Origin of the sequence: Nonomuraea sp. NPDC050328 (assembly GCF_044459405.1) — a bacterium.
Taxonomy (GTDB): Bacteria; Actinomycetota; Actinomycetes; order Streptosporangiales; family Streptosporangiaceae; genus Nonomuraea.
The window spans coordinates 348115-371749 of record NZ_JBITIW010000010.1; the positions used below are offsets into that span (position 1 = coordinate 348115).

The following is a 23635-nucleotide window of genomic DNA, read 5'->3' on the forward strand; positions in this document are numbered from 1 at the left end:
TGTACGGCGGGGCGTCCGTTACGGCGGCCCACCCCTCCCTCCACCGATGCGGCGAGAAGTCCTGCGGTGGGTGGTGATCCTGGGCGGTGGTCAGCCGTCTGACTACCCCACCGATGCGGTGAGGAGGCCGCGGTTCTGGGCGGTGGGCGGGAGGGTACGGCGAGGCGAACGGGGCCCAGCCTCACCCCCGGAGGGGGAACTCCGCGACAACCTCCCAAGCCCCCTCAGCCGTAGGCCCCGCCCACAACCGCCCGTCCAGAGCCTCGACCCGCTCAGCCATCCCGACCAGCCCGAACCCACCCCCCAACCGCTTGATCCGGGGGTCGGCCGAGGAGCTGTAGTTCCGCACCCGCAACCGAACCCCCGGCCCAGGCGGAAGAAGCACCGCCACGGCCTCGGCCCCGCCGACAAGACGCAGATCGGCCTCGATCCACCCGGTCCCGGGAGCATGCTTGCGGATGTTGGTGAGCGCCTCCTGCAACACCCGGTACACCGTGTTCATCACCTCAGGCGGCAAAGACCCGTTGGACAACCCCTGCCCGATCTCCAAAGCCACCTGCGGCCCGTTGGCGGCGAAGTTGTCGGCCAGAACCCGCAGGTCGGCCAGGGAGGTGCCGGGCCGGCGGGCGGCCTCGTCGTCGGCACGCAACACCCCGACCAGCCGCCGCATGGAGGTGAGCGCGTCCGCTCCGGCGTTGGCGATGGCGTCGAGCGCGGGCACCACAGCCTCGGGCTTGAGCTCGGCGACGGTACGGGCGGCCTGGGCCTGGACGACGATGCCGGTGATGTGGTGCGCGACCAGGTCGTGGAGTTCCCGGGCCAGCTCCAGCCGTTCGGCTCGCCGTACGGAGGAGAGGGCCTCGGTCCGGCGGTCCTGCTGGATGCGGATGTACAGGCCCACGCCTTCGGCCATCGACCAGCCGACGAACAGCACGAACGAGAAGGCCAGTCCCGAGGAGTTGGCGTTGGAGTCGCGGCCGACGCCTTCGGCCATGAGCACGATGAGGGCGACGAAGGAGAGCAGGACGGCGTGGCGCATGGGCGTGACGTGCCGCAGGATGCCGATCGTCAGCAGGAGCAGCGCGCCGCTCTCGGCGGTGCCGGGCACGCCCGGGGTGTTGGTCAGCGCGATGAGGGCCGAGGTGCCCAGCGACATGGCCAGCAGGGCGCAGTAGCCCTGGATGCGGTAGCGGCGGCGCAGGATGAGCGCGACCAGGCCGGTCACGCCGCAGATCGGCACCAGCCACTGCACGCCTTCCACGCCCACGGCGACCGCCAGGTCGACCAGGAGCATCAGGCTGAGCCAGCCGATCATGGCGATCTCGCTGAGCCGTTGCGCCCAGTAGACGAAGCGTTTGGAATCCCCCACGTCACCAGAGCCTAAGCCGGAAGTCTGACTGCCCATATCAACCGTTCGGCCGACCCGCCAGGGTCAGGACCGGTCCTTCAGCGGAGGCCGGGGCGGGGGTGGCCGGGCGATGCTGAAGAGGTCGGAAAGGGGATGAGGACATGGTGGTCATCGGGTTCGCGATGCTGGGCCTCGGAATGGTGGTCGCGGTGCTGCTGGCGCTGGCCGACCCGGTGCTGCTCTCGCGGATCAACGGGGAGCCTGCCGAGGGGTCGAGCGGCCGGCACATCAACGCGCCCAGGATCGGTGGCGAGGTGGTTCCGCTGCCGCAGCGTCCTGCGGGGCGCGAGACGAAGGCGGCCTGAGGGATCAGGCAGGTGGCGAGCCCGTGCGGGCCGGGTCGGGGGACCCGGAGGCACGGGCTCGTGCCATGCGGGGCGACACCCGAAGGCATGCCGGGTGACACGCGAAGCGCGGGCTCGTGCCGTGGGGGCGGGGCGGGGAGGTCAGGGGCGGATCCGGGATAGCGTGAGGGCATGAGCAACGGTTTCGAGACGCTGGCTATCCACGCCGGGCAGGAGCCCGACCCGCTGACCGGCGCGGTCGTGCCGCCCATCTACGCGACGTCCACCTACAAGCAGGACGGCGTGGGCGGCCTGCGGTCCGGATACGAGTACAGCAGGTCGGCCAACCCGACCCGCACCGCGCTGGAGGAGGCGCTGGCCGCGGTCGAGGGCGGCGTGAAGGGCATGGCCTTCGCCTCCGGCCTGGCGGCCGAGGACACCGTCCTGCGCGCGCTGTGCCGCCCGCAGGACCACGTCGTGATCCCGAACGACGCCTACGGCGGCACCTACCGGCTGTTCGCCAAGGTGAACGAGCCGTGGGGCCTGCATTACGACCCGGTCCCGCTGGGCGACCTGGACGCGGTGGCCGCCGCGATGACGCCGAAGACCAAGCTGATCTGGGTCGAGACGCCGACCAACCCGCTGCTCGGCATCTCCGACATCGCCGCGCTGGCCGAGCTGGCGCACGAGGCCGGGGCGCTGCTCGTGGTGGACAACACCTTCGCCTCGCCGTACCTGCAGCGGCCGCTGGACCTGGGCGCGGACGTCGTCGTGCACTCGACGACCAAGTACATCGGCGGCCACTCCGACGTCGTCGGCGGCGCGCTGGTCACCAACTCGGCCGAGCTCGGCGAGAAGCTGGCCTACCACCAGAACGCGATGGGCGGCGTCGCCGGCCCGTTCGACTCGTTCCTGACGCTGCGCGGCCTCAAGACGCTCGGCGTGCGGATGGACCGGCACAGCGACAACGCCGAGCGCGTGGTCGACCTGCTGCTGGCGCACCCGAAGGTGAGCCAGGTGCTCTATCCGGGCCTGCCCGAGCACCCGGGGCACGAGGTCGCCGCCAAGCAGATGAAGCGCTTCGGCGGCATGGTGTCCTTCCGGGTGACCGGCGGGGAGGCCGAGGCGGTCGAGATCTGCAACCGCACCAAGCTGTTCACACTGGGCGAGTCGCTCGGCGGCGTCGAGTCGCTGATCGAGCACCCCGGCCGGATGACGCACGCCTCGGCGGCGGGCTCGCCGCTGGAGGTGCCGAACGACCTGGTCCGCCTGTCGGTCGGCATCGAGACGATCGACGACCTGCTGGCCGACCTCAGCGAGGCGCTCGGCTGATCTGCGGACCCGCCCCGGGCCGGCCTCAGCCCGGGGTGGGGACGATCATGAGGATCAGGATGACGATCCAGATCAGCGAGATCACGCCGCTCAGCGCGGCGATGCGGCCGTTCTGGACCTTGGCGTCGTCCTCGATGGTCTCGCTGGACAGCACCCGTACGGCGCCGCGCAGGTCGCGGTCGATGATGAACAGCAGCACCAGCGCCACGATGAACAACGTCATCGACGCGCTCATGTACCACTGCCCGAGGAGCCGCTCCACACCGCCGAGCCAGGCGCCGAAGAGGAAGACGCCCAGCGTGCCGAGGCCGTAGATCCGGGTCGTGCGCGCGAGGTTCTCCAGGACGGGCACGTTGCCCTTACGGATGGCCCGTGGCGCCGCCATGGTCACGGCGGTCAGCGGCCCGATGGTGAAGATGGCGAAGGCGATGTGCAACCACAGCAGGGCTGTGGACATCCCGTGGAACGACATGCCGACGAGAGTAGTCGCCCAGGATCTTCCCGGGCGACATTCACTCGGCGGGAGTCGCCTCCACTGGCTGCTCCTCCGGCAGGACGGAGGGGCAGCGCATGCAGGCCTCCCAGGCGACGATGGCGACGATCATGAGCGTCACCAGAAGAATCATGGCGATCATAAGGCCGTCCCCCTTCCCCCGAAGGCTGCGGAATATCATCCGTAATGACTAGGACGCACCGGCTCAGGAATAAGTTCAGCGCCGGTAGGGTTGAGAACTGTTCATTTCCCTCACCGCTTAGGCACAAAGGGGTGCCGTCGTGGCCATCAGGCACGTGGATCCGTACACCGGCGAATGGCTGGGCCAGCCGGTTTCCTATGTCCGGCAAGTTGTGACCGAGCTCGGCGGCGCCGAGTGGTGGGCCGGGCCTTGCGATCCGCGTCAGGCGACGGTGTTGCTCGGCGACGGTTCGGCTCTGGTCTGGGACGAGGAGTGCGGGTGGCGTCTCGGCGCGTTCGTCTCCGGCGGGCCCGACCGGCACACCGAGCTGGCCGGGGTGCGTTACCTCGGCGGCGGGCTGCTGCCGCGGCCCGAGCGGGTGCCCGAGTCGCTGGCCGACGCCCGCGCCGGGGTGGGCGCGAGCTCGGCCTGGCGGCCCTGCTACCGCTCGCACCGCAACTGCCGCGACGGCTTCGACGTGGCGCTCGACTACTACAAGCGCCTCAGCCTCACCGCCTGACCCCCGATCCAGCGCCTCAGCGTCTGACGCGGCGCTGGCGCAGGAAGTCGCTGACCACGTACTCGCCCAGCCGGTCGGCGCTGGGCGACAGCACCCGGCCGCCGTTGCGCCGGGCCACCTCGCCGACGAACTCCTTGAGCCGCTCGTCGGCCGCCAGCATGAACACGTTGATCGTCGCCCGCCGCCGGGTCATCTTGTCCACCTCGGCCAGCGTCAGCTCCAGCGTCTCGCGCGAGGGCGGCCACTCGAAGGCCGACTGCCCGTCGCGCAGCAGGTGCGCGGTGGGCTCGCCGTCGGTCACCACCAGCACGACCGGCTCGAAGTCGGGGTGCCGGTCGAGGTGGCGGCCGGCGATCAGCAGCGCGTGGTGCAGGTTGGTGCCCTGGACCATGTCCCAGTCGAGCCCCGCCAGCTCGTCGGGCTGCAGCACTCGCGCGTAGTTGGAGAAGCCGACGATCTGCACGGCGTCCTGCGGGAACTTCGAGGCGACCAGCGTCTGCAGCGCCAGCGCCGTCTCCTTGGCCGCCGCCCACGTGCCGCGCAGCGCCATCGAGTACGACAGGTCCACCAGCAGGCAGACCGCCGCCGCGCTGCGTCGCTCCGTCTCGGCGACCTCGAAGTCGTCGACGGTCAGCCGCACCCCGGTGGTGGTACGGCTGCCGCGGCTGCGGATGCCGTTGACCAGGGTGCGCACCACGTCGATCGGCTGCTCGTCGCCGAACCGCCACGGCCGGGTGGCGCCGGTGAGCTCGCCGGCCGCGCCCGCGTCGTGCTGGTCGTGGTCGCCGCGCCGGCCGGCCTCCAGCGAGGTGAACACGCGGCGCAGGGCCGTCTCGCCCAGCCGCCGGACCGCCTTGGGGGTGAGTTCGAGCTTGCCGCGGCGGCGCTTGAGGTAGCCCTGCTCCTCCAGTTCGCGCTCGATGCGCTTGAGCGCGGCCAGGTCGTCCACGGCCGAGCGGCCCAGGGCGCGGCGGATGGCCTCCTCGTCGATGTCCTCCAGCCGGGCGCCGGGGGAGTCCTGGCGCAGGGCGGCTTCCAGCTGGTTGAGGTCGGCCAGTTCCTCCAGGGCGGTGACCGCGTCGGCCATGCCCATCGGCTCCTCGCCGGTCAGCCGTTCGGGGCTGTTCCAGGCCAGGTCGGGGCGGCGGGTCATGAGCTGGTCGCCGAGCCGGCGCATCTGCTCGGCCAGCCCGGCCTGCTCCAGCGTCTGGGCCATCAGGTTGGCCAGCTCCTCGCGCTGGCCTGGGGTGAGCGAGGCCAGCATCCGCTGGGTGGCGGCGGCGCGGCGGGCGAGCAGGTCGACGAGCTGCTCCAGCGTGCGGGGACGCTCGGGGAACAGGTCGCCGTACTCGCCCATGAAGCGGTCGAAGTCCTCCTGGGTGTGCTCGCCGCGCGAGTCGCGCTCCAGCATCTCGTTGAGGTCGGTCATCATCCGGCGGACCCGTTCCATGGCCGCCGGGTCGGGGTCGGCCAGCGCCTGCCGGATGCCCCTGAACTGGCTGTCGAGCACTTCCTGGCGCAGCAGCGCGCGTAGTTCCTCGAAGGTCTGCCGGGCGGCGGCCGAGCGCCACTGGTAGGTGCTGAGCTGCTGGATGGCGCTGGCGGTGTCGTCGGGCAGGCCGTCCAGCTCGGACTCGCGCAGCCGGGCCTCGTCGGAGGGGTCGGGGAACAGCTCGGCGCGCTCCTGGCCGATCGCCTTGTCCAGCAGCGCCCTGGCGCGCTCCAGCGTGCCGTCCAGGCGGCCGCTGTCGCGCAGCTCGCGGCGGCGGCGCCGTACCTCGCGGAGCATGTCGTCCAGGCCCCTGCTGTCGGTACGGCCCGGCAGACCGCGGCGGAGCAGGTCGCGCAGGGCGTGCACCGGCGTCGAGCCGGACAGGATGGCGTCGCCCATCTCGTCGAGGGCGGCCCGCACGTCGTACGGCGGAGCCAGCGGGTCGGGGCCGTCGTGGTACTCGCCATAGCGATAGGCCATGAGGCCACGCTACGGCACCCGCAGCGTGGCCGCTAATGTCCGGGCATGTCCGCCCTCGTCGGGCGACCGGCGCGTCAGGCGTCGCCGAAGACCTCCCGCACCACGAGGGCCATGCCGAGGACGTCGTAGTACTCGACCTGGGCCAGCCAGGTGTACTTGTGCCCCTTGAGCGCCCGGTTGAGATCGGCCGCCGAGCAGGCCTTCTTGCCGAGCCCGTTGCGGTCGGCGTTGACCGGCTCGCCGGTGAGCCAGCCGGCGTTGCACTTGGCGGTCACCCGGTAGAAGGTCAGGTGGCCGTTGTAGCCGAGCTTGCGGCCGTTGAACAGCAGCGTGTTGTCGTCGAGCCGCTTGAGCTGGCCGCGCTGGGTCTTGGAGGCGAAGTCGAAGTTGAGGAACTCCCGCACCCGGATCGCCTTGCCGCCGCGGTACTCGATCCGCACGGTCTCAGGCCCGAGGGCCAGCGCCCAGCCGATGTCCTTGGCCGGGCAGCGGGTCTTGCCGAAGCCCTGCTTGTCCAGGTTGAACTGGCCCTCGGACTCCTTGAGGTGGCACTCGACGTACACGCGGGAGAAGGCGGCCCCGGTGTAGTCGAGGCGGATCTCCTTGGCGCCCTTCTTGTGCTTGAGGGCGTAGCGGGCGGGCTGGCCCTTGGGCTTGGCGTAGGTGGCGGTCATGGGCGTGATCCGCAGGTGCCCGGCGCCGTCCGCCCAGGCCACGCCGTACAGGGTCTGGGTGGGGGCGGCGGCGGGCGCGGACAGCAGCCCGAGGACGAGTGAGGACGCGGCGAGCACGTGCATGGTGGCGGTTCCCCCGGAGGTGGCCGGACATCGACACCCTTAGGACGCGCGAGACCGCCGCGATGTTCACGTCCGGTAGGTGATCACTCCGTCACTGTCGTCCTTGGACAGCCGGCGCATCAGGTAGAGGCCTTCCAGGGTGAATTCCAGGGCCGCGGCGGCGTGGCCGGGCGACTCCTCCTCCAGCCCGAGCCGCGACATGATCTTGGCCAGGCCCTCGACCGGGCCGATCTGCCGCAGCAGCTCGCCGGCGGGCACGAGCTCGCCGGACTCCACCTGGTTGCCCTCGGTGAAGCGGTCGGTGAGCGCGGTGAGGTCCATGCCGCCCAGTCGGCCGCGGAAGGTCTCGGCGGTGGCCCGGCGCAGCAGGTGCGAGAGCACCTCCAGCTCGCGGCCCTCCTCGCTGACCTCGAACTCCACCTTGCCGCGCAGGCTGTGCACGACGACGGGCAGGTCGCAGACGCGGGCGACGGCCTGTGCCTCGCCGGTCAGCGCGGCCCGCCGCACCGCGGAGGCGGCGGCGGTCTCGGCGGCGGCGATGGAGAAGCGGGCCGAGACGCCCGAGCGGGTGTCCACGGCGGTGGACTCGCGCACCAGCCGGGTGAAGCGGGCCAGCACCTCGATGAGGTGGCCGGGGACCTGCGCGCCGATGTCGGCCCGCGACTCCTGGCGGATCAGCTCCAGCTCGTGCTCGATGGTGAGCGGGTAGTGGGTGCGGATCTCGGCGCCGAAGCGGTCCTTCAGCGGGGTGATGATCCGCCCGCGGTTGGTGTAGTCCTCGGGGTTGGCGCTGGCGATGAGCAGCAGGTCGAGCGGCAGGCGCAGGTTGTAGCCGCGCACCTGGACGTCTCGCTCCTCCAGCACGTTGAGCAGCGAGACCTGGATGCGCTCGGCGAGGTCGGGCAGCTCGTTGACGGAGAAGACGCCGCGGTTGGTGCGCGGGACGAGGCCGTAGTGGACGGTTTCGGGGTCGCCCAGCGTGCGCCCCTCGGCGATCTTGATCGGGTCGATGTCGCCGATCAGGTCGCCCACCGAGGTGTCGGGGGTGGCGAGCTTCTCCCCGTAGCGCTCCTCGCGGTGTTTCCATGCCACCGGCAGCTCGTCGCCCAGCTCGGCGGCCAGGCGGCGGCAGCGGGCGCAGACGGGCGCGTAGGGATGGTCGTTGATCTCGCAGCCCTCGACGACCGGCGTCCACTCGTCGAGCAGGCCGGTCACCGTGCGGATCAACCGGGTCTTGCCCTGGCCCCGCTCGCCCAGCAGGACGAGGTCGTGCCCGGCCAGCAGGGCGCGTTCGAGGTGGGGCAGGACGGTGTCGTCGAAGCCGACGATCCCGGGGAAGCGCGGTTCGCCTGCGCGGAGCCTGGCCAGCAGGTTGTGGCGTATTTCGGCTTTCACGGTGCGATGAACGTGGCCGCTCTCTCGCAACTCGCGGAGAATCCGTGGCTGTTGCACGGGAACGAGACTACGTGTCCCGGCGCGAGTTCGCATCGTGGCGAGTTGGGAGAAATCGCTGATCTCGCCATCGGCGGGGCTCTTGACCAATTCGTACGCGTGCATCCCATCGTTCTGGGGAGGATGCAGGTGTGGCAGTGTTGACGAGCCGTTTCGCCGACGGATTGGCCGTCGGAGCGGACCTGGTGGCCGCGGCCGAGTCCGCCGTGACCCAGGCGCTGTCGCGGCTGAGCGGGCCCGCCGATCTGGTCTGCTTCTTCGTCTGCGGCGAGGATCCCGACGAGGTCACCCGGGCCGGCCTGCGCGCGATGGCGGTCGCGGGCGGGGCCAAGGTGATCGGCTGCAGCGCCACGGGCGTGATCGGCGAGGGGCGCGGCGTCGAGCTGGTGCCCGCGGTGAGCGCGTGGGCGGCCTCGCTGGAGGGCGCCGAGCTGACCACCTTCACCCTGGAGACGCTGACCGCCGAGGACCGCTTCGTCGTGGTGGGCCTGCCCGAGCGCGGCCCGGAGGACCGGGTGGCGATCCTGCTGGCCGATCCCTACAGCTTCCCGACCGACGCCTTCGTCGAACGCTCCGGCGAGGCGCTGGGCGACCTGCCGCTCATCGGCGGCCTGGCCAACGGGCTGGCCGGGCGCGAGTCCGTGCGGTTGTTCGCCGACGGCGAGGTCTACACCGAGGGCGCGATCGGCGTGCTCATCGGCGGCCAGGTCAAGGTCAGCACCGTGGTGAGCCAGGGCTGCCGGCCGATCGGCCCGACCATGGCCGTCACCCGCGCCGAGGACAACCTGCTGCTGGAGCTGGCCGGGCAGCCCGCGCTGGCCCGCCTGGAGGACATCGTCAGCGAGCTGGACGAGGAGGACCGCGAGCTGGTCGCCTCGGGGCTGCAGATCGGCCTGGCCATGAACGAGTACGCCGAGCGGCACGAGCGCGGCGACTTCCTGATCCGCGGCGTGCTCGGCATCGACCCCGAACGTGAGGCGGTCGCCATCGGCGACGTCGTCGAGCTCGGCCGGACCGTGCGCTTCCAGGTGCGCGACGCCGAGACCGCTGACGAGGACCTGCACTCGCTGCTCGACGCCCACCGCGAGCGGCTGGGCCAGGTGGACGGGGCCCTGCTGTTCTCCTGCAACGGGCGCGGCTCGGCCATGTTCGGCAGCGCCGACCACGACGCCGTGGCCGTGCGCGACACCCTCGGGCCGGTCGGCGTGGCCGGGTTCTTCGCCGCCGGCGAGGTCGGGCCGGTCGCCGGCCACAACCACGTGCACGGATTCACCGCATCGGTCCTAGTGTTCTCCTCGTGATTCTCGCGATCGACATCGGCGGCACCAAGATGGCCGCCGGTCTGGTCTCCGCCGACGGCACGGTCGTGGACTCGCGCCGCACCGCCACCCCGCAGGGCGCCGGCGCCGAGGCGTTGTGGGCCACCCTGGAAACCCTCATCGAACCGTACGGCGAGGCCGACGGCGTCGGCGTGGGCTGCGGCGGTCCGATGACCTGGCCGGAGGGGGCGGTCTCGCCGCTCAACATGCCCGGCTGGCGCGGTTTCCCGTTGCGCGCCCGGCTGGCCGAGCGCTTCGGCGAGGTGCGCATCCACAACGACGCCATCTGCGTGGCCGCCGCCGAGCACTGGCGTGGCGCGGGGCGGGGGAGCGCGAACATGCTCGGCATGGTCGTGTCCACCGGGGTGGGCGGCGGGCTGATCCTCGGCAACCGGCTCATCGACGGCGGCAGCGGCAACGCCGGGCACATCGGGCACGTCGTGGTCGAGCCGGTGGGCGGGCCGGTCTGCGGATGCGGCGGCTCGGGCTGCCTGGAGGCCATCGCCCGCGGCCCCGCCCTGGTCGAGTGGGCCCTGGCCCACGGCTGGACCCCTGGCACCCGCTCCACCGACGGCGACGAGGCCCGCCAGGCCGGCGCGGCTCATCGAGAGGACCGCCCGGCCGGCGCGGCCTATCGCGAGGATCGCCCGGTCACCGGGCGGGACCTGGCCGCCGACGCCGAGGCGGGGGACGAGGTGGCCCTGGCCGCGCTGGCCCGCGGCGGCTGGGCGCTGGGCGTGGCCATCGCCTCGGCGACCGCGCTGGGCGACCTGGACGTGGTGACGATCGGCGGCGGCGTCTCCCAGGCCGGGCCGCTCATCTTCGGCCCGCTGGAGGCCGCCCTGCGCGAGCACGCCCGGCTCGACTTCACCCGCCGCGTGCGGGTGCTCCCCGCGGCCCTGGGCCAGGACGCCGGCCTGGTGGGCGCCGCGGCCCTGCTCCTGGCCGAGAGCCGCTACTGGAACCCCTGAACGCCGCCGGCCCGGCTCAGATGCCCCGCCCCCACTCCCGGTCCATGATCTCCCCGACCTCCTTCTGCTTGGGCCGGGCGGCCTCGTCGAACTCCCGGCCGCAGTCCAGGTCGGCGAGCGCCGTCCTGACCTCCTTCGCGAAGTACGGCTTCGCCTCCTCGGGCGTCATCCGGGGCATGTAGTTCATGGTGGCCTTGGGGTACTGCTTCTTCCCGAGCGCCCAGAGCTCGTCGAAGATCAGGTCGGAGGCGGCCCGGCCGATCTTGCTGGGCTTGGCCGAGGTGACCTTGATCCCCTGGCCCTTGAGGCAGTCGGCGTAGGCGACGGCCAGGTCGGCGAGCCGGGCGTCGCCGTCGAGCAATCGGGCGGTCACCGCCTCCCAGGCCTTCGAGTACTGCTCGCTGTGATCCACGTAGCCCTTGACGGTCTTGCCGGTCTCCGCCTTGACGCGTTCGACGAAGCACTTCTCGCTGGCCTTGAAGTAGGAGGCCGCCTGGCTCTCGGACAGCTTGCTGGTGATCTTGTCGTTGGGGTTGTCGTCGTACATGGAGGCCGGGTTGGCCTGAGGGTCCTTGGGCATGACCAAGGCGGCGAAGGCGTGGAAGCCGTACTTGGCCCGGTACCGCTTCGTGGCCTCGTAGTCGCCGTTGTCGAGCTTCGCGGCGTCGGCGGTCTTGGGGCGTTTCGGCACGAAGGGCACGTAGCGGAAGCCCTTGCGTTTCATGCAGGCCGCCTTCCACTCCTCGGCCGCCCGCTCCTGCTCCTCCAGGCTCTTGGCGGTGGCGGTGGCGGAGGGGCTGGCTGGGGCGGGGCCGCCTGCCGTACCGGCTGGGGCCCCCGCCGCACAGCCGGTCACGACAAGCAGCAGGAGCGGTAAGACGGGGCCGGATCGGGTGAGGCCCATGGGTTCTCCTATCTGAGGGCGTCGACGGGTTCCATCCGTGCCGCCCGGAGGGCGGGGTACAGCCCGGCCAGGAGGCCGACGAGCGCCCCGGCCAGCGGCGCGGCCACGGCGAGCCGCGCGTCGAGCACCGGGGTCCAATGCTTGGCGGCCGAGACCGCGACGATCGCCGCCACGCCGAGCGAGGCGCCGATCACCCCGCCGGTCAGGCCGGTGAGCGTGGACTCCAGCAGGAACTGGGCGGCGATGTGCCGCCGGGCGGCGCCCAGCGAGCGGCGCAGGCCGATCTCGCTGACCCGCTCCATGACCGTCACGAGGGTGACGTTGGCGATGCCGACCGCCCCGACGACCAGCGACACCAGGCCGAGGATGAGGAAGAGCGCGTTGACGTCGTCCTGCACGCCGTCGCGGGCCCGGGTGGGGCTCGGCGGTGACAGGACCTGCAGCATGCCCTCGTTGCCCGGGCTGAGCGCGAGCGGCGCCTGCCGGGCGATGAGGTCGGCGGCCCCGAGGCTGGTGTTGATCAGCACCCGGGTGACGGTGGTCAGCCCGAAGCGTTTGCCGATGGTCGGCGGGACGAGCACCGCGCCGGCGAGGTTCTTCTCGCGCCGCAGGTCGCCGAGGATGCCGATGACCGTGTAGGCGTGGTTGCCGATGAAGACGGCGGGCGCGCGGTCCAGGCGGGTGACGCCGAGCATCTTGGCGGCCTGCTGGCCGAGCACGACGACGGGGTCCTTGCGGGCCAGGTGCCCGGCGTCGTAGAAGCGGCCCTGGAGCAGCCGGCCCTTGACCGCGGCGGGCAGGGCGGGCCCGGCGGCGACCACGCTCAACGTCTGGTCGGTGACCCGGGTCGGGTCGAGCAGGTTGTTGGAGCGGACGCTCAGGTTGGCGCTCTTCTTGCTCTCGCCCAGCGCCTCCGCCGAGGTCACCCCGCGCAGCCGGGTCACCTGCGCGACGGCGTCCCAGCCGACGAGCGGCTTGGCCGCGTCCTCGGGCACCTCGACGGTCACCGAGGTGGCGACCAGCTCGTCGAAGCGGCCGACGATCTGGTTGCCGGCGGTCGCCGCGACGCCCAGCGTGATCACCAGCGTGGTGATGCCCAGGACGGTGCCGAGCGTGGTCAGCGCCGAGCGCACCGGGCGGGCCAGCATGCCGGCCATCGCCTCGTCGAGCAGGTCACGGGGATGCATGGCGGCTCACACCTCCGCCAGCACGCCGTCGGTGATCCGCACCCGGCGCTCGGCGCGGTCGCTGACCTCGGTCTCGTGGGTGATGACCACGATGGTCAGGCCCTGCGCGCGCAGCTCGTCGAACAGGTCGAGGACCGCGGCGGTGTTGCGGCTGTCCAGGTTGCCGGTGGGCTCGTCGCACAGCAGCAGTGACGGGCGGCCCAGCAGGGCGCGGGCGATGGCCGCCCGCTGCCGCTCGCCGCCGGACAGCCGGTCGGGCAGGAAGTCCACCCGGTGCGACAGGCCCACCTGCTCCAGCGCGCGCAGGGCCCGCTCGCGCCGGCCGCGGCGGGGGTGCCTGCCGTACACCTCGGCGAGCATGACGTTCTCCACGACGCTGCGGTGGGGTAGCAGGTGGAAGGATTGGAAGACGAAGCCGATCCGGCTGCCGCGCAGCTTGGTGCGGGCGCCGTCGCGCATGGTGGTGGTCTCGATGCCGTCCAGCCGGTAGCTGCCCCGGGTCGGCCGGTCGAGCAGGCCGAGCACGTTGAGCAGGGTGGACTTGCCCGAGCCCGAGGGTCCGACGATGGCCAGGTAGTCCGACCGGCGCACGCTGAGCCGTACCTCCGACAGGGCCCGCACCGGGGGTTCGGTGGGGAACTCCTTGGTCAGCTCGTCGAGTTCGATGACCGGGGGATCGTCAGGCACTGTTCACCACCACCCGGTCGCCTTCCTCCAGGTCGCCGGTGACCTCGACCTTGCCGTCGGCGGTCAGCCCGGTGCGGACCTCGACCTCCTTGGTCTGGTCGGGCGCGACCTCGACCTGCACGCGGGGCCGGCCGTCGGCTGCGGTGATCACCGCGGCGACCGGCACGACCAGCACCGGCTTGTCGGTGGCGCCGACGGTGATCCGGACGGTGACCGTCGCGCCGGACAGGCCCTTGAGGCCCTTCATCGAGTCGGGCGTGATCAGCACCGGCTCGGAGCTGAGCGGGCCCTCCTCCTCCTGCTGCTGCGGCTTGTCCTCGGCGGCCAGCTCGGCCTTGTCGCCGACGGCGGTCACCGTGCCGGGCAGCTTGCGTCCGGACTCGGTCTCGATCTCCGCCGTCAGGCCCTCCTTGAGCAGGTCGGACTCGGTCACGTCCACCGAGCCGCTGACCACGAAGGAGGAGCTGGTCACCGTGGCGAAGGCCTTGTCCACGAGCTCGCCGGCCTTCACCCCGGCCTTGTGCAGCCGCGCGGGCAGCTTCGGCAGGAAGACCACCTCGCCGGGCGGGATCGTGGTGCCGTGCGTGCGCGAGAACTCGGCCAGGAGGGCCCGCGCGGCCGACAGGTCCCGCTTGGCGTTGGCCACCTTGAGCCTCACCGGCGACAGCTCCCGCGCCTGCCGCAACGCCTGCTCGGCACTGGCATGGGCCTCCTCGGCGACCCGGACGGCCTTGCGCAGCTCGGTCAGCCGCTTGGCGCGCGCCAGCCGGGCCTCCTCCCGCGCCCGGCTCAGCGCCGCCCGCGCGGAGGCCAGATCGGCGCGGGCGTTGGCCAGCTTGAGGTCCAGCAGGCTGGTGTCCACCGGCGTCGGCTGCGGCGCGGGCGTCGTCGTGGCCGCCGGCGTCGGCTGGGTCAGGGCCGCCGCCAGCTCCTGCTCCGCCGCCAGCACCTTCTCCTCAGCCGCCCGTACGGCTGCCGCCGCCGCCTCCAGCTTGGCCTCGTCCTCCGGGGTGTACTCCTGCTCCTCGGCGGTCGCCAGCGCCTTCTCCGCCTCGCGCAGGTCCTGCTTGGCGTTGTCCAGCTTGAGCTTGAGCGGCACCACGTCGTGCCCCCGGTCGAGCTCCTTGCGCTGGGTCAGCAACGTCTCCTCGGCGGCCTGGACCGCCTTGCGCAGCGTGTCGAGCTGCTGGCGCTGCTCCAGGGTGGGCTGCTGGGCCTCGTAGCCGCGCCTGGCGTAGAACTTCCGCACCGCCGCGACCGTGGCCTGGTCGAACACCCCGGTCCTGGGCGCGCCGAAGCCCAGCTTGCGCAGCGCGCGCTGCAGTTGCCTGACGTCGGAGCCCTTGGCGCCCGGGGCCAGGGTGCGGTGCATCGGCACCTTGCCGGTGAAGGCGAAGACCGGGCGGCCGTTCACCTCCATGAGCACGCCGCCCTCCTTGACCCGGCCGGGCTGGGGAGCCCGGGTGGCGCGCTGGGCGGTGTCGCTGCCGCCGACCACCCCGGCGAGCGTCACCGGGAGCGGCGAGCCGTACTCCATGGTTCCGGCGACGACGACGGTGCTGACCAGCTTGCGGCGCTCGACCGGGGCGGTGACCAGCGACGGCTTGGGCGGCGTGCGCAGCGCGGCCTCGTCGGCGGGCGAGCGCAGGCGGGTGCTGACCACCCAGCCGCCGGCCGCGACCAGTAAGACGGCGGCCAGGACGAGCAGCAGCTTGACGCGTCGCGATCGCATCTCAGACGCGCACCAGCCCGTACTTGTCGAGGATCACGGCGTAGAGCCCGTTGTAGACCGGGTTGAAGGCGGCGAAGAAGTCCTTGCCGCACTCCAGGTCGTCCATGGCGACCTTGATCTCCTTGTCCAGCAGCGGCCGGGCCACGGCCGGCGGCACCTGGGGGAACTTCGAGGGGTCCTTGGGGTCGCCGTACTCGGCGATGAGCGCGTCGTACTCGGGGCTGAAGTGCTCCCAGACCCACGAGGTCAGCTCGCTGGGCTTGGTGCGCCGGATCGGGTACCCCTTGCCTTTGAGACACTCGGCGTAGGCCGCCGCCAGCTCGACGAACCTGGCGTCGCCGTCGACCTGGGCGTTGATCCGCTGCGTCTCCTTGTCCATGAGCTCGTAGTAGGCGAGCTGCGACTTGACGCTGATGCCGAAGACCTCCCGGACCGCGGTCACGAAGCACGCCTCCTTGGCCTGGTCGTAGGACTCGGCCTGGGCCGCGGAGAGCGAGTCGCGGATGGCCACGTTGGGGTTGGCCTCGGCGGGCATCACCTTCTGGCCGCCGGGCAGCTCGTTCGGGTAGACCCAGACGGAGAAGATCTGCAGGCCGAGCTTGGCGCGGATCTCCTTCATCGCCTCGTAGTCGCCGTTGTCGGCGCGCTTGCTGACCTCGGCCTGCACCCGCGGGGTCGAGATCGCCACGTACTTGAAGCCCTTCCGCTTCATGCAGTCGGCGATCACGGCTTCACGCTCGCGGCGCTTGTCGTTGACCGTGGTCGCGGTGATGCTCGGCGCGGGGGCTGCGCTCCCTCCGGTCCCGCTGGGGGCGGCGGCGCAGCCGGCGAGCAGCGCCAGGCCCAGCGCGCCGCTGACGATCAGTCGGGTGGACACAGAGGGTGCTCCGGTTCAGAGGGGGTGCGGGAGTTTTCCGGCAGGCCGGACAGAGCTCGCGCCGGCGGAGGCGGATCTCAGGTCAGAATGCGCAGATGGCCCCCAGCGTGCGGCTGGTGACCAGGGCGGCGGCCTGCTGCATGCGCCGGGCCTCGGCCGCCACCAGGCCGCTGCCCTCGGGGGTGATGCGGAAGTAGCGTCGCCGGCGGCCGTTGACCACCTCTTCGCGTTCGACCACGATCACGCCGTGGGCGGCCAGCCGGTCGAGCGCGCCGTACAGCGTGCCGACGGCGAGCACGACCCGGTCGTGGGTGAGCGCGGCGACCCGTTTGAGGATGGCGTGCCCGTGGAGCGGGCCGTCCAGGAGTGCGGCGAGCACGTAGTACGTCTGCTCGCTCATGGCGGCGGCATCCCTGGGCATGGCGGCACGATATTCCGTTTCGCGGAGTATCGTCAAGGGCCGGGCTCAGTCGAGCGCGTGCCTCCGCTGCCGGTACGGCACCGCCGCCGCGGCGAAGGTCATGAACCCGAGCAGCCCCCAGTACCCGAGGTGCTGCCCGGTCAGGTCGCTGAGGTGCTGGGCCATCTCGGTGGAGACGGCGACGAGGTAGAGCGCCCCGCCGAGCGCCCAGCGCGGGTCGCGGGCGAGGTAGCCGGCCCACACGCCGGCCCCCAGCAGGGCCGCCTCCAGGATCAGCCGGCTGAGGCTGAGCGGGTAGCCGAGGTCGCGGTCCATCCACTCCGGCCCCATCCAGGCCAGCGCCGGCGCCAGCGCCAGCCACCAGCCGGAGCGCACGTGCCCGGCCCGCCGGGAGGCGAGTGCGATCAGGCCCACCGCCACCAGCACGTAGGTCGCGCTCACCGCGAACGGCGTGGTCGACCTGAACAGCGGCTGGTCGGTGAGCAGGTCGGGATAGACCGGCAGCAGGGTGAGCTCGAAGAACTGCTGCCCGTCGGAGATCGTGAAGGCTTTGACGCCGGTCAGCGCCACCAGGGGCAACGCGATCAGGTGATGGCCGCGCAGCACGGCCAGGAGCGCGGCCAGCGAGAGGGCCGTCCAGATCGGGACCGACCCGGTGTAGGGCAGGAACGCCGCCGCCTGCGCCACCATGATCGCGGTGAGGCCCAGGTGCAGCCCGTCCCACCACGGGTTGGTGCGCGTGTTCGCCCGCACCCTGGCCTGCACCCCGCCGACGACCAGACCTGCGCACTCGCGGGCCGCGGGCAGCGTGCGGCCGGGTTCCGCGGTCTCCAGCAGGACGTCGAGTAACTCGTCGCCGTGCGCGTCCCGGTAGTCGGCGGGATAGAACCGCAACATCGCGCGGTAACGCCGCTCCAGGCGCGTCATGCGAATTTTCGGTTCATGACCAGGGAGGCGGCTTCCATCATCCGCCGCGCCTCCGCCTCCAGCAGGGCCCGGCCGGTGTCACTGATCCGGAAGTAGCGCCGCCCGCGCCCGTTGACGACCTCCTCGCGGTCGACCACGATCACGCCGCGGTCACTGAGCCGTTCGAGGATGCCGTAGAGCGTGCCGACCGACGGCTTCACCCGGCCGCCGGACAGCCCGGTGACCACCTTCATGATCGCGTGACCGTGCAGCGGTCCGTCCAGGAGCGCGGTCAGCACGAAGTACATGGGCTCGCTGACTTCGTCGGTACCCCTCGGCATGTCGCTGAACATAACACGCGTCCCGCGGGGGCGCAGGAGCGCTCAGGCGGGCCGCCGGGGCTGGAAGAGCCAGGCGTCGAAGAGGCTGTCGAGCTGCTTGCCGGACCGCTTCTCGGCCAGCGCCACGAACTGCTCGGTGCTGACGTGCCGGTGCCGGTTGGTGGTCGCCCACTCCTTGACCAGCTTGAAGAAGACCTGGTCGCCGACGGCCTTGCGGAGCGCGTGCAGAGTCATGCCCCCGCGGGTGTAGACCGACTCGTTGAACAGGTCGCCGGGCCGGGCCTTGCCGGGCGGGTAGGCCCACATCGGGTCGGAGGCCGGCCGGGCGCGGAAGCCGGCGAAGATGGTCTCGGCGGTGCTCCGGCCGCTGTGCTCCGACCAGAGCCACTCGGCGTAGGTGGCGAAGCCCTCGTTGAGCCACAGGTCGCGCCAGCGCTTGATGGTCAGCGAGTTGCCGAACCACTGGTGGGCCAGCTCGTGCGCGACGATCGACTCGTCGGGGTCGAAGCCGCCGTACATCGGCTTGGTCTGGTTCTCCAGCGCGTACCCGGCCGGGAAGTCGTCCACCACGCCGCCGGTGGAGGAGAACGGGTAGGGGCCGAAGACGGTGGCCCAGTAGTCGGTGATCTTCCCGGTGTTGGTGTGGAGCCGGTCGAGCGCGGAGCGGAAGCGCGGGTCGGCCGCGGCCAGGTTGGGGATGCCGGCCGGGGTCCTGCCCTGGCGCAGCTCGAACTTGCCGAGCGTCATCGTGGCCAGGTAGGTCGCCATCGGGTGCCGCTCGCGCCAGTGGTAGGTGGTCTTGCCGCCGGAGGTCGCCGCGGGCCGGCTCATCTCGCCGTTGGCCAGCGCCACCAGCCCCTTGGGCACGGTGATCTCGAAGTCGAAGCGCGCCTTGTCGGCCGGGTGGTCGTTGGCCGGGAACCAGGTCTTGGCGCCGTTGGGCTCGCAGGTGACGAAGGCGCCGTCCTGGGTGGGGATGAAGCCGTAGGTGCCGAGGTTGCTGGAGTCCTTCACCGGCTGGGGGCGCCCGGAGTAGGTGATCACGGTGGTGAAGCGGGCGCCGTCGGCGATCGGGGCGGCGGGCACGATGGTCAGCTCGTCGCCCTTGCGGTCGAACGTGGCCTTGGCTCCGTCCACGCTCACCTGGTCGACGGTCAGCCCGGCCAGGTCGAGGTTGAAGCGGCTCAGCGCCTGCTTGGCGCTCGCCTGGACGGTCGCGGTGCCGGTGAGGAAGCGCCGGCCCGGGTCGTAGCCGAGCTTGAGCCCGTAGTGGGCGACGTCGTAGCCGCCGTTGCCGTCGAGGGGGAAGTCGCGGTCGCCGATGCCCGGCGCGCCGGCGTCCTGCACCGGGGGGCGGGCGGCGGGGGTGGGCGCGGCGCTCCCGCCTGAGGGAGAGCAGGCGAGCGCGCTCAGCAAGACGGTGACCACCGCGAGTGACCTCATGGAACAGGAAGCCTACGACAGGCGGGCCACTCGCTCAGGCATCTACGACGAGCGTCTTCGCCGCCTTGTCGTGCAGCGCCTGCTTGCGCTCGTCGAACAGGATCCAGCCGAGGTTGACCAGGCTGCCGATGCAGCACAGCCAACCCAGGACGACTTCCACGAACTGCCGCAAAGCGGCTTGACCGACGCCGACCGGCACCCCGGTGACGTCCACCACCCGGATGCCGAAGGCCTTCTTGCCGACCGTCTGGCCGTTCCAGAACGAGTGCAGCAGCCAGTAGTAGAGGAAGGAGATCACCCCGGCGGCGAAGACGTGCTCGACCGGGACCCGCTCCCAGATCCCCAGGCTCTCGTTCCAGACGTCCCGGTAACTGGTCCAGCTGAACGGCGAGGAGACGATCCCCACGATGATCATGTCGAGGATGCCTGCGAAGAGCCGCCGCCAGCGACCCGCGAGTGGTGCCATGTCGCCAAGATCACCATTCGCGGGTCAAGGGAAACCCGGCGATTCCTACAGGTTGCCGCGACGCTCCTGCTCGCGCTCGATCGCCTCGAACAGGGCCTTAAAGTTGCCCTTGCCGAAGCCGAGCGAGCCGTGCCGCTCGATCAGCTCGAAGAAGACGGTCGGCCGGTCCTGCACCGGCTTGGTGAAGATCTGCAGCAGGTAGCCGTCCTCGTCGCGGTCCACCAGGATCTTGCGCTTCTTGAGCTCCTCGATCGGCGCCCGCACCTCGCCGATCCGGGCGCGCAGCTCCGGGTCGTCGTAGTAGGAGTCGGGGGTGTCCAGGAACTGCACGCCCGCCGCCCGCATGTGGTCGACGGTGGTGAGGATGTCGTTGGTGGCCAGCGCGATGTGCTGCACGCCCGGACCGCCGTAGAAGTCGAGGTATTCGTCGATCTGCGACTTCTTCTTGCTGATCGCCGGCTCGTTGAGCGGGAACTTGACCTTGCGGGTGCCGTCCGCGACCACCTTCGACATCAGCGCCGAGTACTCGGTCGCGATGTCGTCGCCGACGAACTCCGCCATGTTGGTGAAGCCCATGACGTGCCGGTAGAACTCCACCCACTCGTCCATCTTGCCGAGCTCCACGTTGCCGACGCAGTGGTCGACCGCCTGGAACAGCCGCCCGTTCTTGACGTCGGGCGCCGCCACGAGCGGCTTCGCCGGGACGTAGCCGGGCAGGTAGGCGCCGGAGTAGTTGGACCGGTCGACCAGCGTGTGCCGCGTCTCGCCGTAGGTGGCGATGGCCGCGAGCACGACCTTCCCGTTGTCGTCCTCGATCGTGTACGGCTCCGCCAGCCCGCGGGCGCCCTGCGCGACCGCGTGCGCGTAGGCGGCCTCCACGTCGGGCACCTCGATCGCCAGGTCGATGACGCCGTCGCCGTGCTCGGCCACGTGCCGCGCCAGCCAGGTGCCGGGCCGGATCGAGGAGCGGAACTCGAACCGGGCGCTGCCGGAGGTCAGCACGTAGGCCGCCTCCTCCCGGCTGCCGTTCTCCGGGCCTCGGTAGGCCACCAGCTTCATGCCGAAGGCGGTCGAGTAGTAGTGGGCGGCCTGCTTGGCGTTGCCCACCGCGAAGACCACCGCGTCCATGCCGTTCACCGGAAAGTTGTCGCTCATAGGGCCAACGATTCATTTTGATGGGCGGGTTGTGCAACAGTTGCCTAAATGAGTGGACAATGTGCCCATGACGATCGACGAGCTTGACGCCAAACTGCTCAATCTGCTCGCCGCCGAGCCGAGGCTCGGCGTGCTGGAGTCCTCCCGGCGGCTCGGCGTCGCGCGTGGAACGGTGCAGGCCCGGCTCGACCGGCTGGCCGCCCGCGGGGTGATCACCGGCTACGGGCCGGACGTCTCGACGCAGGCGCTCGGCTACGACGTCACCGCCTTCGTCACCATGGAGATCCGGCAGCTCGCCGGGCACGACCCGGTCGCCGACCGGCTCGCGCTCATCCCCGAGGTGCTGGAGGTGCACACCATCACCGGCGGCGCCGACCTGCTGTGCCGGGTGGTCGCCCGGTCCAACGCCGATCTGCAGCGGGTCATCGACCAGATCGTGGAGATCCCGGGGGTGCTCAGGACCTCCTCCACCATCGTGCTCGACACGCCCGTGCCGTACCGGATCCAGCCTCTGGTCAGCGACGTTCCGCGCCGCCGTACGAGCTGAGCACCGTTACCCCTCGTTTATCCTTTCGCCACACAGTAGTGATCGGGGGGGTTTGCGCGTGCGGTTGCCGAAACGCCGGGTGGTTCGCTGGATACTCATCGTCATGGGGGCCGGCCTGGTGACGGGGCTCGGGCTGTTCGCCGTGGCGTGGGCGATGACCCCGATCCCCGACAGCACGCAGAAGCAGGCCACCGCGCAGGGCTCGGTGATCTACTACCGCGACGGCAAGACCGTGCTGGCCCAGCAGGGTGTCAACCGCAAGAACGTGCCGCTGGCCAAGGTGCCGCAGCACGTGCGCGACGCGGTGATCGCCGCCGAGAACCGCTCGTTCTACGACGACAGCGGCGTCTCGGTGAAGGGCACCGCCCGCGCCCTGTGGTCCACGGTCACCGGGCAGCAGCTCCAGGGCGGCTCCACCATCACCCAGCAGATGGTCCGCAACTACTACAGCGGCCTGAGCCAGGAACGTTCCGTGGTGCGGAAGTTCAAGGAGATCCTCATCTCCCTCAAGGTCGACCAGTCCAAGTCCAAAGACTGGGTGCTGGAGCAGTACCTCAACACGATCTACTTCGGCCGCGGCGCCAACGGCGTCCAGGCCGCCGCGCAGGCCTACTTCGGCAAGAACGTCGAGCAGCTCAGCACCGCCGAGGGCGCCTACCTCGCCGCGGTCATCCAGCAGCCCAGCCGCTTCGCCGACCCCAAGGGCGACGAGCTGGCCGCCGCCAAGGCCCGCTGGCAGTCGGTGATCGACGCCATGACGCAGACCAGGGCGCTCACCCGCGAGCAGGCCGCCGCCGAGACCTTCCCCACGCTCAAGGCGCCCAAGAAGCCCTTCGAGCTCAAGGGCCAGGGCCAGTACATGCTCGACCAGGTGCGCGCCGAGCTCAACCGGCGCGGCTACACCGACGAGGACATCAACGGCGGCGGGCTCCGGGTCGTCACCACCTTCGACAAGAGCCTCATGGCCGCCGCCGAGCGCGCGGTCAAGAGCGTGCTGCCGGCCGGCACGCCCAAACAGGTCCGCACCGGCCTGGCCGCCGTCGATCCCGCCACCGGCGAGGTCGTCGCCTTCTACGGTGGGCGCGACACCGACAACCAGTACGACAACGCCTTCTCGGCCAAGGTGCAGGCCGGCTCGACCTTCAAGGCCTACACGCTGGCCGCCGCGCTCGACAACGGCTTCACCCTCCAGTCGCGGGTGGACGGCAACTCGCCCATGCGGGTCGCCGGGGCGCGCATCCCCAACTCCGGCGGCGCCTCCTACGGCCAGGTCACCCTGGTCAGAGCCACGCAGAGCTCGGTCAACACCGCCTTCGTCGACCTCGGCCAGCAGGTCGGCCTGGACAAGGTGGTCAAGGTCGCCCAGGCGGCCGGGCTGCCCGCCGAGCAGCTCCGCCCGCACGCCTCGGCCGCCACCCTGCCGCTCGGCGTCGCCTCGGTCAGCGCCGTCCAGAACGCCTCCGGCTTCGGCGCATTCGCCAACAACGGCGTCCACGTCGAGGCGCACGTCGTGCGCTCGGTCACCGACTCCAAGGGCCGCAAGGCGACCATCACGCCCACCCGCGCCACCGTCGTCACCAAGCAGGCCGCCGCCGACACCACCTACGCGCTGGAGCAGGTCGTCACCTCCGGCACCGGCACCTCGGCCCGCCTGTACGACCGGCCGGTGGCCGGCAAGACCGGCACCACCGACGCCTCGGCCGCCGCCTGGTTCACCGGCTACACCCCGCAGCTCTCCACCGCCGTCAACCTCTTCCGCGACGACAACAAGACCGTCGTCGTCGGCGGCAGCGCGCAGTACGGCGGGCAGATCCCCGCCCAGATCTGGCGGGCCTTCATGAGCGAGGCGATGGACGGCAAGCCGGTCGTCCCCTTCCCCGAGCCCTCCACCCCGGTCTACTCCTACGACCAGGGCGACGACACGGGCCGCCAGGAGGAGACCCCGTCCCAGGACCCGTGGGAGGACGAGGACTTCTGGGAGGACGAGAACGGCGGCGCCCCCCAGGACCAGGACACCACCGAGATCACCCCCATCGTCCCCGACGCCCAGGGCGACGGCCCCACCGACCAGGCCCCGTCCGACCAGAACGACCAGAGCCCCGGCCAGAACGGCCAGAACCAGGGCGGCGACGACGGCCGCCAGGACTTCGGCCCACCCAGCCAGGACGACACCCCGTCCACGAGCCAGACCACACCCACCGGCTGACCCGGCCTCCGGCCGCTATCGTGGTCAGCCACGG

At 71.4% G+C, this 23635-nt stretch carries 23 protein-coding genes; 7 read left to right on the forward strand and 16 right to left on the reverse strand.

All coding sequences use genetic code 11. The features are described 5' to 3' along the window. Window positions 1–181 precede the first annotated feature (181 nt). The gene (locus tag ACIBG7_RS33515; protein ID WP_397338780.1) at window positions 182–1369 is read right to left on the reverse strand and encodes a sensor histidine kinase; all 1188 of its coding nucleotides are present in this window, start codon (window positions 1367–1369) and stop codon (window positions 182–184) included. A gap of 140 nt (window positions 1370–1509) precedes the next feature. Between ACIBG7_RS33515 and ACIBG7_RS33520 the strand changes: the two genes are divergently transcribed. Together ACIBG7_RS33520 and ACIBG7_RS33525 are read left to right on the forward strand one after the other, a co-directional pair. After that, window positions 1510–1713: a hypothetical protein gene (locus ACIBG7_RS33520; RefSeq protein WP_397338781.1), complete on the forward strand. Its 204-nt coding sequence runs from the start codon at window positions 1510–1512 to the stop codon at window positions 1711–1713. Window positions 1714–1884: 171 nt separating this feature from the next. Then, window positions 1885–3024 carry a cystathionine gamma-synthase gene (locus tag ACIBG7_RS33525; RefSeq protein ID WP_357923269.1) on the forward strand — a complete coding sequence of 380 codons (1140 nt, stop codon included), beginning with the start codon at window positions 1885–1887 and terminating at the stop codon, window positions 3022–3024. A 25-nt stretch (window positions 3025–3049) separates the two neighbouring features. Here ACIBG7_RS33525 and ACIBG7_RS33530 read toward each other — a convergent pair whose 3' ends face one another. Further along, window positions 3050–3496, reverse strand: a complete 447-nt coding sequence (locus ACIBG7_RS33530; RefSeq protein WP_357923271.1) for a hypothetical protein — start codon at window positions 3494–3496, stop codon at window positions 3050–3052. A 302-nt stretch (window positions 3497–3798) separates the two neighbouring features. On the opposite strand from ACIBG7_RS33530, the gene ACIBG7_RS33535 reads away from it, so the two are divergent. Then, window positions 3799–4218 (forward strand): DUF6292 family protein, encoded by a 420-nt coding sequence (locus tag ACIBG7_RS33535; RefSeq protein WP_357923273.1) that lies wholly within the window; start codon window positions 3799–3801, stop codon window positions 4216–4218. Window positions 4219–4234: 16 nt separating this feature from the next. Here ACIBG7_RS33535 and ACIBG7_RS33540 read toward each other — a convergent pair whose 3' ends face one another. The 3 genes from ACIBG7_RS33540 to ACIBG7_RS33550 form a co-directional block, all read right to left on the reverse strand. Further along, window positions 4235–6190 (reverse strand): VWA domain-containing protein, encoded by a 1956-nt coding sequence (locus ACIBG7_RS33540; RefSeq protein WP_397338782.1) that lies wholly within the window; start codon window positions 6188–6190, stop codon window positions 4235–4237. Window positions 6191–6264: 74 nt separating this feature from the next. After that, window positions 6265–6987, reverse strand: a complete 723-nt coding sequence (locus ACIBG7_RS33545) for a hypothetical protein (RefSeq protein ID WP_397338783.1) — start codon at window positions 6985–6987, stop codon at window positions 6265–6267. A gap of 66 nt (window positions 6988–7053) precedes the next feature. Further along, window positions 7054–8475: a sigma 54-interacting transcriptional regulator gene (locus ACIBG7_RS33550; protein WP_357923279.1), complete on the reverse strand. Its 1422-nt coding sequence runs from the start codon at window positions 8473–8475 to the stop codon at window positions 7054–7056. A 95-nt stretch (window positions 8476–8570) separates the two neighbouring features. On the opposite strand from ACIBG7_RS33550, the gene ACIBG7_RS33555 reads away from it, so the two are divergent. Beyond that, window positions 8571–9740: an FIST N-terminal domain-containing protein gene (locus ACIBG7_RS33555; protein WP_357923281.1), complete on the forward strand. Its 1170-nt coding sequence runs from the start codon at window positions 8571–8573 to the stop codon at window positions 9738–9740. After that, a complete protein-coding gene (locus tag ACIBG7_RS33560; protein WP_357923282.1) occupies window positions 9737–10729 on the forward strand; it encodes an ROK family protein in 993 nt (330 codons plus the stop codon). Before ACIBG7_RS33555 ends, ACIBG7_RS33560 begins: the two co-directional genes overlap by 4 nt. 16 nt (window positions 10730–10745) lie before the next feature. Here ACIBG7_RS33560 and ACIBG7_RS33565 read toward each other — a convergent pair whose 3' ends face one another. From ACIBG7_RS33565 to hppD, 11 genes are all read right to left on the reverse strand, one after another. Next, window positions 10746–11633, reverse strand: coding sequence for a hypothetical protein (locus tag ACIBG7_RS33565; protein WP_357923284.1), 888 nt, complete (start codon window positions 11631–11633; stop codon window positions 10746–10748). A gap of 8 nt (window positions 11634–11641) precedes the next feature. Continuing rightward, window positions 11642–12820, reverse strand: coding sequence for an ABC transporter permease (locus ACIBG7_RS33570; RefSeq protein WP_397338784.1), 1179 nt, complete (start codon window positions 12818–12820; stop codon window positions 11642–11644). A 6-nt stretch (window positions 12821–12826) separates the two neighbouring features. Further along, entirely contained in the window at window positions 12827–13507 is a 681-nt protein-coding gene (locus ACIBG7_RS33575; RefSeq protein WP_357923288.1) for an ABC transporter ATP-binding protein, read from the reverse strand. Beyond that, complete coding sequence (locus tag ACIBG7_RS33580; protein ID WP_397338785.1) at window positions 13500–15239, reverse strand: peptidoglycan-binding protein; 1740 nt, start codon at window positions 15237–15239, stop codon at window positions 13500–13502. Before ACIBG7_RS33580 ends, ACIBG7_RS33575 begins: the two co-directional genes overlap by 8 nt. Before the next feature lies 1 nt (window position 15240). Continuing rightward, entirely contained in the window at window positions 15241–16116 is an 876-nt protein-coding gene (locus ACIBG7_RS33585) for a hypothetical protein (RefSeq protein ID WP_357923292.1), read from the reverse strand. Between the two features lie 82 nt (window positions 16117–16198). Beyond that, a complete protein-coding gene (locus ACIBG7_RS33590; protein ID WP_357923294.1) occupies window positions 16199–16537 on the reverse strand; it encodes a PadR family transcriptional regulator in 339 nt (112 codons plus the stop codon). A gap of 45 nt (window positions 16538–16582) precedes the next feature. Next, window positions 16583–17464 carry a hypothetical protein gene (locus ACIBG7_RS33595; protein WP_397338786.1) on the reverse strand — a complete coding sequence of 294 codons (882 nt, stop codon included), beginning with the start codon at window positions 17462–17464 and terminating at the stop codon, window positions 16583–16585. Next, window positions 17461–17784: a PadR family transcriptional regulator gene (locus ACIBG7_RS33600; RefSeq protein WP_357923298.1), complete on the reverse strand. Its 324-nt coding sequence runs from the start codon at window positions 17782–17784 to the stop codon at window positions 17461–17463. The genes ACIBG7_RS33595 and ACIBG7_RS33600 overlap by 4 nt, the downstream gene beginning before the upstream one ends. Window positions 17785–17826: 42 nt before the next feature. Then, window positions 17827–19227 carry a M1 family metallopeptidase gene (locus ACIBG7_RS33605; RefSeq protein ID WP_397338787.1) on the reverse strand — a complete coding sequence of 467 codons (1401 nt, stop codon included), beginning with the start codon at window positions 19225–19227 and terminating at the stop codon, window positions 17827–17829. Between the two features lie 34 nt (window positions 19228–19261). After that, on the reverse strand, window positions 19262–19693 hold the full coding sequence (locus tag ACIBG7_RS33610) for an RDD family protein (protein WP_397338788.1): 432 nt from the start codon (window positions 19691–19693) through the stop codon (window positions 19262–19264). Window positions 19694–19738: 45 nt separating this feature from the next. Continuing rightward, a complete protein-coding gene (gene hppD, locus ACIBG7_RS33615) occupies window positions 19739–20848 on the reverse strand; it encodes a 4-hydroxyphenylpyruvate dioxygenase (RefSeq protein ID WP_357923302.1) in 1110 nt (369 codons plus the stop codon). 67 nt (window positions 20849–20915) lie between these two features. Here hppD and ACIBG7_RS33620 point away from each other — a divergent pair, with 67 nt between their 5' ends. Together ACIBG7_RS33620 and ACIBG7_RS33625 are read left to right on the forward strand one after the other, a co-directional pair. Continuing rightward, on the forward strand, window positions 20916–21395 hold the full coding sequence (locus ACIBG7_RS33620) for an Lrp/AsnC family transcriptional regulator (protein WP_357923304.1): 480 nt from the start codon (window positions 20916–20918) through the stop codon (window positions 21393–21395). Between the two features lie 103 nt (window positions 21396–21498). Next, entirely contained in the window at window positions 21499–23601 is a 2103-nt protein-coding gene (locus ACIBG7_RS33625; protein ID WP_397338789.1) for a transglycosylase domain-containing protein, read from the forward strand. Window positions 23602–23635 lie beyond the last annotated feature (34 nt).

What these genes read in the sequence shown, in the direction of transcription:
- ACIBG7_RS33620 (WP_357923304.1), top strand. Translation starts at nt 20,916, where the DNA reads ATGACGATCGACGAGCTTGACGCCAAACTGCTCAATCTGCTCGCCGCC.
- hppD (WP_357923302.1), bottom strand. Translation starts at nt 20,848, where the DNA reads ATGAGCGACAACTTTCCGGTGAACGGCATGGACGCGGTGGTCTTCGCG.
- ACIBG7_RS33550 (WP_357923279.1), bottom strand. Translation starts at nt 8,475, where the DNA reads ATGCGAACTCGCGCCGGGACACGTAGTCTCGTTCCCGTGCAACAGCCA.
- ACIBG7_RS33525 (WP_357923269.1), top strand. Translation starts at nt 1,885, where the DNA reads ATGAGCAACGGTTTCGAGACGCTGGCTATCCACGCCGGGCAGGAGCCC.
- ACIBG7_RS33520 (WP_397338781.1), top strand. Translation starts at nt 1,510, where the DNA reads ATGGTGGTCATCGGGTTCGCGATGCTGGGCCTCGGAATGGTGGTCGCG.
- ACIBG7_RS33590 (WP_357923294.1), bottom strand. Translation starts at nt 16,537, where the DNA reads ATGCCCAGGGATGCCGCCGCCATGAGCGAGCAGACGTACTACGTGCTC.
- ACIBG7_RS33605 (WP_397338787.1), bottom strand. Translation starts at nt 19,227, where the DNA reads ATGAGGTCACTCGCGGTGGTCACCGTCTTGCTGAGCGCGCTCGCCTGC.
- ACIBG7_RS33600 (WP_357923298.1), bottom strand. Translation starts at nt 17,784, where the DNA reads ATGCCGAGGGGTACCGACGAAGTCAGCGAGCCCATGTACTTCGTGCTG.
- ACIBG7_RS33540 (WP_397338782.1), bottom strand. Translation starts at nt 6,190, where the DNA reads ATGGCCTATCGCTATGGCGAGTACCACGACGGCCCCGACCCGCTGGCT.
- ACIBG7_RS33570 (WP_397338784.1), bottom strand. Translation starts at nt 12,820, where the DNA reads ATGCATCCCCGTGACCTGCTCGACGAGGCGATGGCCGGCATGCTGGCC.
- ACIBG7_RS33565 (WP_357923284.1), bottom strand. Translation starts at nt 11,633, where the DNA reads ATGGGCCTCACCCGATCCGGCCCCGTCTTACCGCTCCTGCTGCTTGTC.
- ACIBG7_RS33595 (WP_397338786.1), bottom strand. Translation starts at nt 17,464, where the DNA reads ATGACGCGCCTGGAGCGGCGTTACCGCGCGATGTTGCGGTTCTATCCC.
- ACIBG7_RS33625 (WP_397338789.1), top strand. Translation starts at nt 21,499, where the DNA reads ATGGGGGCCGGCCTGGTGACGGGGCTCGGGCTGTTCGCCGTGGCGTGG.
- ACIBG7_RS33610 (WP_397338788.1), bottom strand. Translation starts at nt 19,693, where the DNA reads ATGGCACCACTCGCGGGTCGCTGGCGGCGGCTCTTCGCAGGCATCCTC.
- ACIBG7_RS33545 (WP_397338783.1), bottom strand. Translation starts at nt 6,987, where the DNA reads ATGCACGTGCTCGCCGCGTCCTCACTCGTCCTCGGGCTGCTGTCCGCG.
- ACIBG7_RS33580 (WP_397338785.1), bottom strand. Translation starts at nt 15,239, where the DNA reads ATGCGATCGCGACGCGTCAAGCTGCTGCTCGTCCTGGCCGCCGTCTTA.
- ACIBG7_RS33530 (WP_357923271.1), bottom strand. Translation starts at nt 3,496, where the DNA reads ATGTCGTTCCACGGGATGTCCACAGCCCTGCTGTGGTTGCACATCGCC.